The 17039-nt window shown below is 42.3% G+C and carries 14 protein-coding genes; 3 read left to right on the top strand and 11 right to left on the bottom strand.

Translation table 11 applies throughout. The annotated features are described in order from the left end of the window. The first annotated feature begins 243 nt into the window (after window positions 1–243). Both metC and I3B46_RS03315 read left to right on the top strand, forming a co-directional pair. Window positions 244–1431, top strand: coding sequence for a cystathionine beta-lyase (gene metC / locus I3B46_RS03320; RefSeq protein WP_040132821.1), 1188 nt, complete (start codon window positions 244–246; stop codon window positions 1429–1431). 170 nt (window positions 1432–1601) lie between these two features. Next, window positions 1602–2273, top strand: coding sequence for a DedA family protein (locus I3B46_RS03315; protein ID WP_004926866.1), 672 nt, complete (start codon window positions 1602–1604; stop codon window positions 2271–2273). Window positions 2274–2326: 53 nt separating this feature from the next. Here the strand turns inward: I3B46_RS03315 and I3B46_RS03310 are convergent, their stop codons facing one another. Beyond that, a complete protein-coding gene (locus I3B46_RS03310; RefSeq protein WP_104872996.1) occupies window positions 2327–3343 on the bottom strand; it encodes a MerR family transcriptional regulator in 1017 nt (338 codons plus the stop codon). A gap of 172 nt (window positions 3344–3515) precedes the next feature. On the opposite strand from I3B46_RS03310, the gene I3B46_RS03305 reads away from it, so the two are divergent. Further along, complete coding sequence (locus I3B46_RS03305) at window positions 3516–3914, top strand: hypothetical protein (RefSeq protein ID WP_014656796.1); 399 nt, start codon at window positions 3516–3518, stop codon at window positions 3912–3914. A 69-nt stretch (window positions 3915–3983) separates the two neighbouring features. Here the strand turns inward: I3B46_RS03305 and carB are convergent, their stop codons facing one another. From carB to I3B46_RS03255, 10 genes are all read right to left on the bottom strand, one after another. Next, complete coding sequence (gene carB, locus I3B46_RS03300; RefSeq protein ID WP_163761914.1) at window positions 3984–7205, bottom strand: carbamoyl-phosphate synthase large subunit; 3222 nt, start codon at window positions 7203–7205, stop codon at window positions 3984–3986. 14 nt (window positions 7206–7219) lie between these two features. Then, window positions 7220–8383 (bottom strand): glutamine-hydrolyzing carbamoyl-phosphate synthase small subunit, encoded by a 1164-nt coding sequence (gene carA, locus I3B46_RS03295; RefSeq protein WP_169342130.1) that lies wholly within the window; start codon window positions 8381–8383, stop codon window positions 7220–7222. A gap of 446 nt (window positions 8384–8829) precedes the next feature. Next, the gene (gene dapB / locus I3B46_RS03290) at window positions 8830–9651 is read right to left on the bottom strand and encodes a 4-hydroxy-tetrahydrodipicolinate reductase (protein WP_014656799.1); all 822 of its coding nucleotides are present in this window, start codon (window positions 9649–9651) and stop codon (window positions 8830–8832) included. A 246-nt stretch (window positions 9652–9897) separates the two neighbouring features. After that, window positions 9898–11400 (bottom strand): helix-hairpin-helix domain-containing protein, encoded by a 1503-nt coding sequence (locus I3B46_RS03285; protein WP_036941869.1) that lies wholly within the window; start codon window positions 11398–11400, stop codon window positions 9898–9900. Between the two features lie 30 nt (window positions 11401–11430). Continuing rightward, window positions 11431–12969: a PP2C family serine/threonine-protein phosphatase gene (locus I3B46_RS03280; RefSeq protein WP_102780776.1), complete on the bottom strand. Its 1539-nt coding sequence runs from the start codon at window positions 12967–12969 to the stop codon at window positions 11431–11433. After that, entirely contained in the window at window positions 12969–14009 is a 1041-nt protein-coding gene (locus I3B46_RS03275) for a TerY-C metal binding domain-containing protein (protein ID WP_014656801.1), read from the bottom strand. Before I3B46_RS03275 ends, I3B46_RS03280 begins: the two co-directional genes overlap by 1 nt. Window positions 14010–14115: 106 nt before the next feature. Next, entirely contained in the window at window positions 14116–14754 is a 639-nt protein-coding gene (locus I3B46_RS03270) for a vWA domain-containing protein (protein WP_004926837.1), read from the bottom strand. Continuing rightward, window positions 14755–15393, bottom strand: coding sequence for a TerD family protein (locus tag I3B46_RS03265; RefSeq protein ID WP_004926835.1), 639 nt, complete (start codon window positions 15391–15393; stop codon window positions 14755–14757). A gap of 13 nt (window positions 15394–15406) precedes the next feature. Then, on the bottom strand, window positions 15407–16045 hold the full coding sequence (locus I3B46_RS03260; RefSeq protein ID WP_014656804.1) for a vWA domain-containing protein: 639 nt from the start codon (window positions 16043–16045) through the stop codon (window positions 15407–15409). A 306-nt stretch (window positions 16046–16351) separates the two neighbouring features. Further along, window positions 16352–16825 (bottom strand): hypothetical protein, encoded by a 474-nt coding sequence (locus I3B46_RS03255; RefSeq protein ID WP_004926830.1) that lies wholly within the window; start codon window positions 16823–16825, stop codon window positions 16352–16354. Window positions 16826–17039 lie beyond the last annotated feature (214 nt).

Raw genomic sequence — 17039 nt, 5'->3', positions numbered from 1 at the left:
AAAGATGGTGCAGATAATATCAAACGCTGCGCGAATTGATAGTAATTATCATTACTATTCAATATTTTTTTCATATTTCTTGCGCTTTAACAAATATGCCCTCAACAACAGTGAGACTATTACTGAGTGACATGAAAAAAAATCCGATTGGACGTTTACACTTGTACATCTTCAACAAAATCATTTAACTTCAAGTATTCTCTTTTTGTTTCGTATCGCTCAGGAGCAGCTAAAGGACGCAATATGGCTAAGATCAAACCAGAAACTCAACTCGTGCACCTTGGTAGAAACCCTGCTTTTACTCAAAAAGGCGTGAACCCTATAATCCAGCGCACCTCATCCGTAATATTCAACACCCTTGCTGAGAAGCGCCATGCGACACAAAACAGAGCCAATTCTGTACTTTTTTATGGGCGTCGTGGAACACAAACTCACTTTGCATTTCAAGAGGCGATGACGGAATTAGAGTGTGGTGCAGGTGCGGTACTTTATCCCTCAGGGGCGGCCGCAATCACCAATGCACTGTTATCTTTTATCTCTTCGGGAGATCATATTCTTGTCACAGGCTCAGCTTATGATCCCACACAAAACTTTTGCGATAAGATCCTAACAAAACTAAACGTTACAACGGACTATTTTGATCCGATGATTGGAGCTGGTATCGCTGAGCTTATCCGTCCTAATACTCGAATAGTCTTTTTAGAAGCGCCCAGTTCTATCACTATGGAGATTCATGATCTCCCTGCTATTGTGCAAGCGATACGTCAAAAAGCCCCCGAAACTATTATTATGATTGACAACACTTGGGCCGCGGGCGTGTTATTAAAACCTTTATTATTAGGCATCGACATCTCTATCCAGTCTGCGACTAAATATATTAATGGTCACTCGGATGGTATGTTAGGCGTTGCCGTTGCTAATGAGCGCTGCATTGAACCCCTTCGCGAAAACTCTTATTTACTCGGTCAGACTGCCGATCCTGATACGGTATATATGGCCGGTCGCGGCTTACATACGTTAGCAACGAGACTCAAACAGCATGAAACCAATGGCTTAGCTGTTGCTCAGTGGTTAGCGCAGCGCCCTGAAGTTGAACGGGTTTTCCATCCCGCGCTTCCTTCTTGTCCGGGGCACTCATTCTTTGTTCGTGATTTTAGTGGCAGCAACGGGCTATTCTCTTTTCAATTAAAATCACGCTTATCCCAAACACAGTTTGAAAATTTCTTAAATCACTTCAGCCATTTTAAGATGGGGTATTCATGGGGAGGTTATGAATCTTTGATTTTGGGATACCAAAAAGAAGATCTTATCAGCATGCGTCAGTATGATTTTACCCCCAATGAGGGTACTTTTTTCCGTATTCATGTTGGTCTGGAGCATCCCCAAGATTTAATTGATGACCTCACATTGGCATTTGAACGTATCCAATAATGGTGTTTTGTTACACGCTTTCATCATCGACCCAAGATGAAAGCGTGAAAATTCAATCATCTTATTTATCAACTAATCCTCTCATTTAGTAAACAAATCAAACTTGGTATGGTTTTTTCCTGTAATATAAGAAAAGAAATTCGCTTTTTCGTAGATAGACAGGAACAATTATGGAAGTACTACGCGAAATCGTGCTGGCGCTTTGGCATCATGATTTCCTTAAACTCTCCAATCCAGAAGTGCTTTGGGTTATTTACACAGTTCTCTTTGTAGTCATTGTGCTAGAAAATGGGGTACTCCCCGCCGCTTTTTTACCTGGTGATACCTTATTGATCCTTTCGGGAGCCTTAATTGCAAAAGGAGTGCTGCACTTTATTCCGACCATTTTGCTACTAACAACAGCGGCAAGCTTGGGGTGTTGGCTCGGTTTTCTTCAAGGAAGGTGGTTGAGTGAAACAAAAATCGTTAAGCGTTGGCTCTCACAGATCCCGCATGAATATCATGATAAAGCCAACCATATGTTTCATAAACAAGGCCTTTACGCCTTACTCATCGGTCGTTTTTTAGCCTTTGTCCGCACACTATTGCCGGTATTAGCTGGGCTGTCTGAGCTAAGCCATCGACGTTTTCAACTCTTCAATTGGTTAAGTGGCTTACTTTGGGTAGGCATTATCGTGACATTAGGATATGCACTGAACCAAATTCCTTTTGTGAAGCAACATGAACAAATCGTCATTAGCGTATTAATGATCTTACCTGTACTTTTGCTCATCGGTGGGCTTATCGGCTCCATCATGATGTATTGGAAACATCGCAAGTCTATCAATAATAAATCGAAATAATAAAAACCGCCTCATCATTGAGGCGGCATTAGACTTAGTTATGATGGCTTATTTTAATGCGCTGTTAAGGCCGCAAATAAGTATTGACCAATTTCAGGGGTCATCCACGTACCTTGTGAAATAACAGGGTTTTCGCGATAAATTTGACGAATTTTTTCCTGTAATTCAGGGTCTCCCCCAGTAAATTGATTAAACATGTTTAACCATGTTTTAGCCAAGGATTGCACTTCTGGTGATTCAGGCGATACACCTGATTGCTGCGCTCTGTATAAGCCCGCAATCAATTCAGGCCATACTTTACCTGATTCAAAGTAGTGTTCACGCACAAATGCAAACTGTGAATCCGTTAAATAAGACTTAAAAATCGCAAGCTGGTGCTCGCTAAACCCTTTCGCCACATATTCAATCATTTCCTCAGTAATACCTGAAGACAATGCAAATTCATTATCCGATAAATGAATTTTATTCAATCTAGCGAAAAAGTCAGGGTTCCCACCAGTATCACGCTCTAAAGCGATCATCCACTCCGCTGACACTTTGCGCGCTTGTTCAGAGTCAGGTGTAACACCTTCTTGCATAAGGTTTTTAACGGTTTCTACGCGTTGCTGCCACTCTTGGCTTTTTAACGTATTCTCCGTATATAATGGCATTTTTTCTAATTCTTTCGGTGTAAAATACTTGTCGTACATAGACATCATCTCCAATATGGAAAACCAATCAGCCTGAGTGAGAATATCGCCAGCTTGCATTTGTAATTGAAGCTGCTCTAACCGATAGCGTAGTTTGGCTATCTGTTTCATCTGTTCAGAAAGCGCGCTAATACGCTCCTGTAACAATTGCGCCATATTCCCACTATGGCCATCTAAGATCTTACCGATGTCTTTGAGTTTAACGCCCACTTGTCTGAGCATTTGAATTTGAGTTAAACGCTCGAGACACTGTACGTTATAGAGTCGATAACCCGCATCGGTTCTCGCAGTTGGAACGAGTAATCCTATCTCTTCATAATGATGAAGTGTGCGAATGGTTAGCCCTGTTTTTTGTGCAATCTCACCCACTTGAAATAGCATATCGAACCTCCTGTGATTGATGTGCAGGTTAGTGCCTCACGTTACGTGAGAGTCAACCGTTTCTGACAAGAATTTTATCTTTTTTTCTCTTTCTAGATCATCTTTATCTTCACAAACACACTGATTATAATTTTCGCGGAATAACCCACACTGAATAATAATGGTGAAATTAATGAGTATGAAAGCAATATGTATAGGATTGCTTTTACTCCCTTCTTTAGGGTTAGCAAATCCCCTAAACACCGGAGAGCCGAGTACGCCTGGGTATGAGAAAGCCGAGGAAGCTAAAGCGTGTATTGACCAATATGCTTTTGATATCGCAAGACAATATGACCAACCTGCCAGCCAAATAGCCGAAGCGGCTCTTGGTTACTGTGATCAAAAGATAGAGTCATTTCGCCAATACAACCGAGAAATGAGTGTTGCCAACATTCCACAAAGTAACCTCCGAGAGCTTTCTTTGCGGGGAGCCGCGCTCTATGCTGCCGACCAGCAATTCCATGATCTCAAACTTTCGTGGATAAAAGATATTGAATACAAAATATTAAAACACAGAGAAGCAACACAATAGTATTTTCTTAAAATAAAAAAGCCCTGCCACTTAAGATTAAGGACAGGGTTTTAAACTTATCTTATTGCATTATTTAATTAGAGCATGCATCTCTTGCACTGAAATCACTTTTTCCGTTGGATCAGCGCTTAATGACATTGTGGTCGCAAAGCCGCCATTCAACGTCGTATCATAGTGTACTTTATATTGTAATGCGCTACGGCGTATTAACTTAGAATCCTCAATCGCTTGACGACCAGCCGTAGTGTTCACGATATAATCGTATTCACCATTTTTGATCCTATCTTGGATATGAGGACGACCTTCATGCACTTTGTTGACCAAACGAGGGTTGATCCCAGCTTCACCTAAGACGATGGCCGTACCATGGGTCGCATCCAATTCAAAACCATGCTTAAGCAATTTAGCCGCCAAATCAACGACACGAGTTTTATCCCCTTCGCGCACAGACAACAATGCACGACCGGATTTTTTCATTGTCGAGTTACTGCCTAACATTGCTTTCGCGAAAGCCTCCGCAAATGTACGGCCAACGCCCATCACTTCCCCTGTTGAGCGCATCTCTGGCCCCAAAATTGGGTCAACACCTTGGAATTTATTAAACGGTAGCACCACTTCTTTTACAGAATAATAAGGAGGAATAATCTCTTTCGTCATCCCTTGTTCTGTTAATGATTGACCAACCATCACTCGCGCAGCAATTTTTGCCAGAGGCAGCCCAGTCGCTTTAGATACAAATGGAACAGTACGCGCTGCACGTGGGTTCACTTCGATAAGATAAACTTCGTTATCTTTTACGGCAAACTGGACGTTCATCAAGCCACGAACACGTAACTCAAATGCCAAGTTACGCACTTGCTCACGCATCACATCTTGAATTTCTTGGCTAAGTGTATAAGCAGGTAATGAGCATGCTGAATCACCTGAGTGCACCCCAGCTTGTTCAATATGCTCCATGATGCCGCCAATCAACACCATTTCACCATCACAGATTGCGTCAACGTCTACTTCAACTGCATCATCTAGGAAACGGTCGAGTAGTACTGGTGCATCGTTAGAAACACTCACGGCAGTTTGGAAATAGCGACGTAGATCAGATTCGTCATAAACGATTTCCATCGCACGTCCTCCTAGAACATAGGATGGACGTACCACCAGCGGATAACCGATGCCTGACGCTTTTTCAACCGCCTGCTCAATCGTCACTACAGTCGCATTTTGTGGTTGCTTCAGGTTCAAGCGATTAACCGCTTGTTGGAAACGTTCACGGTCTTCTGCACGGTCAATGGCATCTGGGCTAGTACCGATGACGGGTACACCAGCTGCTTCTAGGGCACGAGCCAGTTTTAATGGCGTCTGCCCGCCATATTGAACAATAACCCCTTTTGGCTGCTCAATACGTACAATTTCAAGTACATCTTCTAAGGTAACTGGCTCAAAATAGAGGCGGTCTGAGGTGTCATAGTCTGTTGAAACCGTCTCAGGGTTACAGTTAACCATGATGGTTTCATACCCATCTTCACGTAGTGCCAACGAAGCATGAACACAGCAATAGTCAAATTCAATACCTTGACCTATACGGTTTGGACCACCACCTAATACCATAACTTTAGGCTTATCGAAATTAGGGTTAGACTCACACTCATCTTCATAGGTGGAGTACATATAAGCGGTATCTGTTGCAAACTCAGCCGCACAGGTATCAACACGCTTATAAACAGGGTGTAAGCCATAACCTTGACGCAGTTTACGTAGCTCAGCTTCAGAGACACCAACAAGTTTTGCTAAACGTGCATCAGCAAAACCTTTGCGTTTCAAAACGCTTAAAAACGTTTTGGTTAACCCATTAATGCCTAGCTCTGTAACTTGTTCTTCTAAGCGCACCAGCTCTTCGATTTGCACTAAGAACCAGCGGTCGATGTTAGTTAGGTTGAAAATACCGTCAACGGATAGTCCTGCACGGAAGGCATCGGCAATATACCAAATACGCTCTGCGCCCGCGTCTTTTAACTCGCGACGAATACGTGTTAGTGCTTCAGGATCATCTTGGCTAACTTTTGGATCAAAACCAGTCGCGCCAACTTCAAGGCCACGTAATGCTTTTTGCATTGACTCTTGGAAGGTGCGACCAATTGCCATCACCTCACCAACGGACTTCATTTGCGTTGTCAGGCGGTCATTCGTGCCCGCAAATTTTTCGAAATTGAAACGAGGAATTTTTGTGACGACATAGTCAATGGAAGGTTCGAATGATGCAGGTGTACGACCACCTGTAATATCATTCATTAGCTCATCAAGTGTGTAGCCAACAGCAAGCTTAGCGGCAATTTTGGCAATTGGGAAACCAGTCGCTTTCGAAGCAAGTGCGGAAGAGCGCGATACACGAGGGTTCATTTCAATAACAATCAAACGTCCATTTTTGGGATTGACGGCAAATTGAACGTTAGAGCCTCCAGTTTCAACACCAATCTCACGCAATACCGCCATCGAGGCATCACGCATAATTTGATATTCTTTATCGGTCAGTGTCTGGGCTGGCGCAACGGTGATAGAGTCACCCGTATGGATCCCCATCGCATCAAAGTTTTCAATTGAACAAACAATAATGCAGTTATCATTTTTGTCGCGTACCACTTCCATTTCGTACTCTTTCCAGCCAATGAGCGACTCATCAATCAGTAGCTCATTGGTTGGTGAGAGGTCAAAGCCGCGCGTACAGATTTCTTCAAATTCTTCACGGTTATAAGCAATACCACCGCCAGTTCCCCCCATCGTAAATGAAGGACGGATAATACAAGGGAACCCAACATCTTCAGCTACCGCGTAGGCTTCTTCCATATTGTGTGCGATACCGGAGCGCGCTGTATCCAAGCCAATTTTTTTCATGGCTTTATCAAAACGTTGGCGGTCTTCGGCTTTATCAATCGCATCGGCGGTGGCACCAATCATTGTCACACCGAACTCAGCTAATACGCCTTTACGCTCAAGCTCCAGTGCACAGTTCAAAGCAGTTTGCCCACCCATGGTTGGCAACACCGCATCCGGACGCTCTTTTTCGATGATTTTACGCACCACTTCCCAATGAATTGGCTCAATATACGTTGCATCAGCCATTTCAGGGTCAGTCATGATGGTTGCTGGGTTAGAGTTGACTAAAATAACTCGATAGCCTTCTTCACGCAGTGCTTTACACGCTTGCGCACCTGAATAGTCAAATTCACATGCTTGGCCGATAACAATCGGGCCAGCCCCTAGAATCAGAATACTTTTTATATCTGTACGTTTTGGCATTTTTCTGCTCCCGATTATTTTGCGTTATGACGAGGTTGGTTCTGGCGATATTCATGGATAAGTTCGATGAAGTGATCGAACAATTTCGCCGCATCGTGAGGGCCAGAACTTGCTTCAGGGTGCCCTTGGAAACTAAACGCTGGCTTATCCGTACGGTGAATACCTTGCAGAGTGCCATCAAACAATGACTTATGTGTCACACGTAATGTGTCGGGTAATGTTGACTCATCGACAGCAAAACCATGGTTTTGTGCTGTGATCATGACAACATTTTGATCTAAATCTTTAACTGGATGGTTTGCACCATGGTGACCAAACTTCATTTTCATCGTACTTGCGCCGCTTGCTAACGCCAGTAGCTGGTGCCCTAGGCAGATACCAAAAACAGGAATTTCTGTTTTTAAGAAATCTTGAATTGCTTTGATAGCATAGTCACAAGGGGCAGGGTCGCCAGGCCCGTTAGAAAGGAAAATACCATCTGGATCCATCGCCAATACGGTTTCTGCTGGTGTTGTTGCAGGAACAACAGTCAAACGGCACCCACGATCCACTAGCATACGTAAAATATTACGCTTAGCCCCAAAGTCATAAGCGACTACATGTAACGGTAGCCCATCTTCACTTTTCGCACTCAGTTGACCATCAGCCAAAGTCCAAGAGCCTTGAGTCCAACTGTATGCTTCTTTCGTGCACACTTCTTTCGCCAAATCTAAGCCGTTTAGGCCAGAGAATGCGCGAGCTTTTTCCAGCGCCAACGCCGCATCTGGTGCATCACCGGCAATGATACAGCCGTTCTGAGCCCCTTTTTCTCTTAATAAACGCGTTAATTTACGTGTATCAATATCGGCGATAGCAACGACATTATGACGTTTCAGGTATTCTGATAGGCCTTCCTGACCGCGAAAGTTACTATAAACCAGTGGTAGGTCACGAATAATCAAACCTTGAGCATGAACATTTGGGGATTCTTCGTCATCGGCATTAGTGCCGACATTACCAATATGGGGATAGGTGAGAGTAACAATTTGGCGGGAATAGGAAGGGTCGGTAATTATTTCTTGATATCCGGTCATTGACGTATTGAAAACGACTTCTCCAACAGCGGCCCCTTCAGCACCAATGGCGCGCCCGTGGAATTCGGTTCCGTCTTCGAGAACCAGTATAGCTGACTTAATCAAAACACCCTCCAGGGAATAATAAATCACAATTAGTGCATATTAATTCAGATTTGAGGATCTAAATCAATGCCAAAATGCGTTTTTAAGCAAATTTTTGGCAAATTGCGCGCATTCTAATGATGAGATGAGGTCTTGTCTAGGAAAAAACGCATTTTTTTCATTTTTTTGTTACTTTTTTAGTGATCAGCCCGATTTTTAGTGCGATGGCTAGCAAAACTAACACCAATAGTACCTAAGTAAACGGTTGCAAACTGAATTAAGTGAATATCTTATGGTAAAGCAGAAAGAGTATCGAAGAAAGTCTATTTTTTAAGCAAAAAGACTTAGAAAAAACAACTAAACAGTAAGAAATAAAGGTAATTTATAAAATACATAAAAATAAATGCAAATCACAACAAATACGTAAATAACATCATGATTTGCATCAACAATATTAAAACATAAATCTATAAATTCTCTAAATCGAGAACATCTTTCATATTATATAAGCCTGCATTTTGAGCAACTACCCATGCAGATGCTTTAATTGCCCCATTAGCAAAGGTCATTCGACTGGAAGCCTTGTGAGTTATCTCTACACGCTCACCAATATCGGCAAACATTGCAGTGTGCTCACCAACAATGTCACCCGCTCGTACAGTCGCAAAACCAATTGTGCCAGCTTCGCGCTCTCCGGTATGGCCTTCACGCGCATATACTGCACACTCTTTAAGATCTTTACCTAGTGCATGAGCAATCGACTCACCCATAGCCAGTGCCGTACCTGAAGGGGCATCGACTTTATGGCGATGGTGAGCCTCGATGATCTCAATATCCGTGTAATCTCCCATCACTTTCGCCGCTTTTTCCAGCAATTTCAGCACTAAGTTAACGCCAACACTGAAATTTGCTGCAAACACAATAGGGATCGATTTAGCGGCTTCGGCGATGGCATGTTTGCCTTGATCGTCAAAACCGGTTGTACCAATTACCATCGCCTTATGGTTAGCGCGACAAAAAGCTAAATAATTCAACGTACCTTCGGGACGCGTGAAATCAATCACGACATCAAAATCATCAACAACTTTATCCAATGTATCAACGACAGCAATACCCAGTTTGCCGACTCCCGCAAGCTCACCCGCGTCCGTTCCAACTAATGATGAACCGACGCGCTCAATTGCCGCCCCTAACCGGATACCCTCTTGATTTTGTGTTGCCTGAATAAGCTGACGCCCCATGCGCCCTCCTGCACCAACAATTGCAACACGTACCATTGAATTTGCCATTTGCTATCCTTTTTGTCCGTTTTGCGGTGAATGTGAGGCCCAATACCACTTCACTCGCCACCACAACATCGTCATGTGAAAAATCATTGTGATATAGCTTAGCGAGCCTCTTGAGACTCTGCTAGCTCTAATCTTGAATTATTAACAAAAGCGTATAATGGCTAGAAATTATCAGAAAAAGTTGTGGGAAAAATAGGAATAGCCACAGAAGGGGGGCCTCTGTGGCTAGTGTGTGAGATAAGTCAGCTAATCATTAGAAATTAATTGAACGACGACTAGTCGGCCGCCTTCTTCTGTCGATAACACAAACTGCAAGCCATCAGTCAATGCAATCTTATCGCCAATAGGTATCTGTCTTTTTTCTGGTAATACCATCAAGCCATCAATACGTTCATTCACTAGCCACCATTGGTTATTGTGGAAAATAAAATAACCAACACGTTTCTTTTGCTCATCCGTTGTTCGCTCATTAGGCGCAATAAGTCGATTAACATGCCAAGCATAAAGTGATTGCCCACTCCATACCATCAACCGGTGGTCATCTGGTCGATAATTTCCCGCTTTACGTGAAGAGTATAGGTTTAAGATCGGTAATTTACCTGAGTATGCAGTGCCACAATAAGGGCAAACAGGGTGCATTTTCCCAGAAAAAACATACCATTGCTGCTCACAATCATGGTTTTGACACGGCTGAATGAGATCGACAGTTTTTACTAGTGCCGTTTCCCACTCATCCGCAGTAGGCCTGAGAGAGGGTTCGTGCAGACCAGTAATAAACGCTTTTTCAAATAACGGCGTTAAATAAGGCCCCATCACGGTATAAGGGATTTTTTCAGGATCAGCCCAAGGCAAAGATGAAGGTTTAACCTGATTCAATTTAACGGCATTACTTCTATCGGTAGGGTGTTCAATAAAAAGCGCTTTTTCCCCCATTAATAAGCTTTCATCATTCATCTCATCATCCATATCATGAATTTTACCGCCACGCAGTGGATGTCGATAAAATAAATACATATAGATCAGAACTGATAACGCATGCCTATCTGTAGTAATACTCGGTAAAATACGATTTGGGTCGGATTTGGCTAAATGAGCCGTTTTGACCACTTCCGGTGCAATAAAATCTGGTGTACCGACCACATCGGGGGGATATTTTCCAGGAACCACTAACCCATCAATATCAATCACGCACGCATGCCCCTGTTCAGGGTCGATTAGCACGTTTTTATAGCTTAGATCACTGTGACACAGACCCGCAGCGTGCATTCGGCGAACGGCTCTTGCCAACAAAAGACACACTTTCAAGTAATTCAGCATATTGCCGCGTTCACGCGGATCTAAGAATTTATTTTGATTATTTGCGCTGGCAAACCACTTTCCTTCTTTTTCACGGCCTTTAATCGCTAGGAAGTCATTATTCTTAGAGCCATATTTAAAGAAAAAATGGGATTGATAAGTTGGAACAACAATACCAACCTTACCTTCATGCTTCACAATATCGGTTGGCCAACAAAACAAACCCTTCCAGTATTCACCACCAATTTGCTCAAAAATATTTTTTCTGTATTGCCCTGTGATCATATCAATACGTTCAAGCGCTTGCGCATTTTGGGGCGTTTTATAAAATGCGACGACATAGGATCTGTCTGGCGAAAAATAGACATCCTTCATGGAGCCGGAACCAATAATTTCGTCAACGTATTGAACGGTTTTCCCATCCTGAGTTGTACAGGTAATAATATTTGCCATAAAAACCACCAAATTTATATTTCAGAACGGTTACCAAGCAACAATGATGGTGCGATCATCATGATTACCTGCTGAGAAAAAATTTAACCATTCGGCAAGCTTTTTATCAGCCTCTACAGGGCTTTCTAAACAAGGCGTTATTTGCTCAAGAAGATCATCCCATCGCTGTGGATCTTTCAGGCCGTTATCGGTTTCAAAAATAGGATCAGAAACCCCATCAGTCATCAGGATCAGGTGAGTGATTTCAGGCCATTTACCAATCCCGATCCGCCGATTAAAGTCGTTATCATTGATTTCACTCTCATCGAGGAAACGGGTTTGCCCTGCGTACTCCCCACTGTCGGGTACACCAAGAAGACGTACTTTACCTGCTGGACCATAAACAGCAATTGCCCCATCCCCCATCCAAAACGAAGCCGCGAATAACTCATCGCCAACACGCATTGAAGCCGTCGCCAGTAGCGTCGTTGAGAATGATTTAATCGGTTGATCAACGTGAATAGCTTCATTTTTAATATTATTGATCGTCAATTGTGCTGCGTTATGGAACAACTTAGCAAAGTAGGCACCGATATATTTGGTTGATTCCGCATCCCATGACGTCAGCGCTCCCATAAATTGTGCTCTTTCTTCATCGCTAGCACTCGATAACCGCCCGTTAAGGTACTCACCGAATGTATTGACCGCAATACGTGAGCCTTCACGTGAGTTTTTTGCACTGCCTGCGCCATCAGCAACAATCATTAAGCTCCAACCACTTTTATCATCATGGTGAATATAAAAATCATCATCACGAAATGATCCAGCGTGTTCATGAGAGCGACCACGGCGGCTTGCTGCTGCAATACGCAATGGGCCTTCTGAAATAATTTGATGGTCAATATGCTTTTTAGGGTAAGGGCTATCTGCTGGTGGCTCATTAATTTGCCATAGACTACGAGGATCAGGATTGATAATAAAAATCCCCTCTGTGGTACAAGGCTCTCGGCCTTCACTTGACCAAACTACCGACATCTTAATGTTGCCACTTTGTGTTGGTACGCCTGATAACATTGATGTTTCAGCATCAAAGGTAACGCCAATCTCATCTGAAAAATCGACACGCTCAACGGTTGCCGTTTCACCATTACTCAATAACACTTGAACTTGAGAATTAAAGGCAAGCCCAACTCGCCCATTTGCGATCACAATGTTCGCAGTAGGAGGCAGAGAAACGGGTTCTTTCGTGATATTCGCATTGCCTGCTGCGGGGATCTGCCCCGGTTTAAGCACGGGCTCTTTTTCCAAAGATACAGGCTCGGTGACCTGCTGTGACTGGCTTTGCAAATAAGGCAATAATAGAGTCAGTTGTGAATCACTGAATTGGCACTCATTCAACCTATCAGCGAACTGTGCCTGCTCTTTAATATCTGCACATTTTTCTTGGATTTGCTCAAGAATGTTAAAAATGGCTTCAGCTATCTGTTTATCTTCATAAATTGCCACCAAAGCGCTTTCAGAAATAGGCATATTACGATTTCTAATTGCGTGCTCTAGCAGCAATTTAATCAATAGTGCATTTTGATCCATTACCCTTTTCCTCTAGTCACATCAAAATCAGACTGGTCATCACTATTGTTAAAAGAGATCCCCCTTTCACACCAAGGACAGATGACAGATTCAGGGCCATTGACACAGAGTAATTTGCCACAGGCACAGACGGCGAAAGCGGTCGCATTACCACAATATGGGCAACCTGGCGTACCATTTAGCTCGCTAGTGTTCACTTGTGACATATTCGCGCTATCATCGCTCCACGCAAAATAACTTTCATCAATTGTGTAACACCCTGTAAGGTTAAAGTGACTGAGGTTCAATTTGAAGTTCAGGTTAGGTAGATGTGTTGGTGGACGTTCATATTTCATCAAATAAGGCCGTTTAGAACGGTTACAACGCCCGACAAAAGTGACGCAAGTATCATCATAACTTGCCGCAATTTCATCTTTAGCTAACCGCACCACTTGCTCTGTCTTATGCAATAGTGGTGGTGCTTCATCGCCCACACTGCGACTTTGGGAAACAACGGATGCCGTAATCCATTTGATAAATTTAGTAAAATCCCCTTCCTGAGCTTCCGTAAACAATAAAACGTTCTCCGTTAATTGCGATAATACGTTTAAGTCGGCAGAGGCGCCTAAGCCAATCGCAATTAAATTGACTTTAGAGGCATATTTTTCTTTCCAACGCTGAATTTCCGGTGCCACATTATCGGTAGGTCGCCCATCTGTCAGTAAATAGACCACAGGCTTCCAATCCCCTTTTCTTTCATAAGTGGTTTTTTGGACTTGAGTATCTATTTGATAGGATAATTCTTTCAGGGCGCTACCAAGACTGGTTCCACCCCCTATGGGCAATTGAGGTGGATAGAAGGAAACAACTTCCGTTAACGGCACAATTGTTTTAGCAATACCCGCAAAAGCGATAATGGAAATCCAAGCTGTTTCTAATGCATGAGGGTCTTTTCTGAGATCGTTGACGATCATCTGTAGACCATCATTCATTTTTTTTAGGTTTTCTCCCACCATGGATTCAGAACAGTCAAGCACGAAGAAAATAGGCAGTCTTCTCATCACTAAACCTTATTACAAGTAAATTCCTTTCAAGCTGTCCTGTTGTTCATCAAACAGTGGATAGCCCAATAAAAGCAAAGTTTCATAATGAAACTTTGCTTTATTCCTATAATACAAGTTGTATTTCAGGAGGTGGAGGAGGCAAGGTATCCTGATTACTATTAATACCTGCGCTGGAACTCCCTGAAGAGACACTCGCTGAAACCCATTTAAAGAAACCGGAAAAGGCATTCGAGTCGAGTGTTTCAAGTGCAACGACTTGAGAGGTTAGCTGTTTCAGGTGGTCATGTTTTGCTTTTGGCCCCACGGCACAAGCAATAATGGAACCAAAAGAACGCTTTTTGATTTCTTTAATGGCTTCGGTATAAGCATAGCTGTCTGACGGAGTACCATCTGTCATTAAAAAAACTAAAGGTCGCCAATCCCCTTTTTGCGTATCGTCAGTACGTCTAATATCCCTATCAACACATTGAATTAAGCATTCCAATGCAGCGCCAGTGAAGGTCCCTCCAGAGCTAGGCACGACAATATCGGTAAATTGAAAGTTTTCTAATGCGGTAAGAGGAATAAATTCACGTGCTTCGTTATCATAGGTGATGATCGCGATATGAACACTCTCTAATGCGTAAGGATCTTGCCTTAGTGCATTAAGCATAGCTTGGATCCCAACGTTTACGGCATGTATTGATTCACCTCGCATTGAGCCAGATGTATCAATCAAAAGATAAACGGGTAACCTTCTCATTTAGCAATAATCCTTCAAATAAGAGACGAATGAATCTGAGTCTGAAGGTTGACCTATCGCATTCAATTTCCAGCCAGAGTCTTCTCTGACCAACTCAGCAAAAAGCATAGAGCGCTGGTGATTAAATTCTGCACCACCAGATAAATCGAAACGCGCCATTTCAACATTTTTCGCATCGACTGCACGAATAAACGCATTTTGTACTTTGCCAAAATGTTGTTGTAACTGCTTACCGTTATAAATCTGCACAATGAAGACAATTTTGGCATATTTGTCATCGAGGGTGTTCAGTTTTACGATAATCTGTTCATCGTCACCATCACCAGCGCCTGTACGGTTGTCACCCGTCAACCAAATTTGCCCTGATTTATGTCTTAGGCTATTAAAGAAAATAATGTCGCCATCAACAAGAGATGCTTGACCGCCTTCCATTCTGCCTAAATCTGCAACCTTACCATTAGCGTCACATAAAAAAGCAATGACATCTAAGTCGTACTCTTCTTGTTTACCGAAAAGACTTCCTAGAAAACCTTTTTTTTCTTCTTTAATATCCCAACCCAGCCCAATGGTGACAGAGGAAAGATCATATTCACTTTTCTTTAAACTGACGCCTTGGCCTTTCTTTAAGCTAACTGACATAAATTAATCCTTTTTAAAGTACCACATTAACTTCTGGTGGCGGTGGTGGTAAGTCATTGAGATCAGCAATATCTTTTTTACTCAAATCCACTTTCTGACTACCTACGGAGATACTTGCAGATACCCACTTAAAGAAAGACTTAATCGTCGTTGAATCCGCGGTATCTAACTGAAGAACAACCTCGGTGATCTCTTTTAACACTTTTGTTTGTGCTGATTGCCCCGCTGCACAAGCAATGACGAGCCCCGTTCTTGCTGCTTTAAATTTGTTTAATCCGGCCTTCCAATCATCAGTTGGTGCCCCATCCGTCATAATAAATACCAACGGACGCCAATCACCTTTTGACTCTACGGTTGTTCTTTGCACTTCATTTTCGATACAGTGAGCCACAACGGAGAGAGCGTCTCCCAATGCTGTCGTGCCACTCGCTTGTAAATCAGGTAAGGAAAAATTGATAAGGTCGGTTAATGGAACAATTTGTTGTGCCGTTGAGTTGAAGGTAATAATGGATACATGGGCTGTTTCGAGTGCATAAGGATCTTGTCTTAGTGTCGATAACAGCGTTTGCACACCATTTTTCACCGCTTCAATCGGCTCTCCGTGCATAGAACCAGAGGTATCAAGTAAAAGATAAACGGGCAATCGGCGCATGAATGAGTCCTATTCAAAATTATGTTTTTTATTTATACAATATCTTAATGCATCTCAACATGAATTCAATCAATATTGCACTTAGTACTCGTAGCAAGGCAATCAGAACAATCCCGTTAATATTTGAAAATTAAGTAAAAAAATAGCCGACTAAAATTAGTCGGCTATTATTCGGATTAATCATAATTCAGTAAATCTCAATGAATGCTAATGATACGCCTCGACTATATTTCTCGCCCACATTAGGGAAAAGCATCATTAACAATGCGATAACTTAAAGCATAACGAATAGATATACTTAATAAGTTAGCTTTTTTTATTTTCTGCGGAGATTTTTTGAATAAGCTGCTCAATAAAATTATCAACCAGTAATTCAACGGCATCACTACGAGTTGATTTATTTAAACGTGATAGTCGGTCAATCTTTCTTAACGTAAGCATTTTTAATGACAATGAAACTGACTTCTTTTTGTCTTTATCTAATCTTACCCGACTAGTAATTTCTTGATGCATTCTTTCTTCATTAGCCACTAATGCTTCGCGCATGCGACGGATCGTTTTATTATCCAATTGCCCTCTTTCGGTCATTTGATAAGCACGATTCGATTTACTGTATTTTATCTCTGCGCCATAAGCTTCACGCAGCTCTTTCAATACGCGTGTCAACGTTGGCTCTGAGCATTCTAGCGAAGAGATTATTTTTGTCGTAGCAACTGGCTTCCCCGGACTTAAAAGCGCGGCTAATGTATAAACTCTGATTTGGCGAGTACTGAGTTGCATGATTGTTGTCACTTACTTGAATAAAATCGAAAATTAAGGATACAAAATAGATTTGATACTTATATATGATAATATCTTTAAATATTAATAACATATATTATATCAAAAGAAAACTCACCTATTGGCGATAACATGCGAAAATCCATGTATGATAACCATTTTCAACCCAACTAACGATTTTACTTAAAATAATGTCGATAACACAAGCCATACT

Origin of the sequence: Providencia sp. 2.29, assembly GCF_015832305.1 — a bacterium.
Lineage (GTDB): Bacteria > Pseudomonadota > Gammaproteobacteria > Enterobacterales > Enterobacteriaceae > Providencia > Providencia stuartii.
Note: the sequence above shows the minus strand (reverse complement) of the source record. Positions and strands in the feature narration are given on the sequence as shown.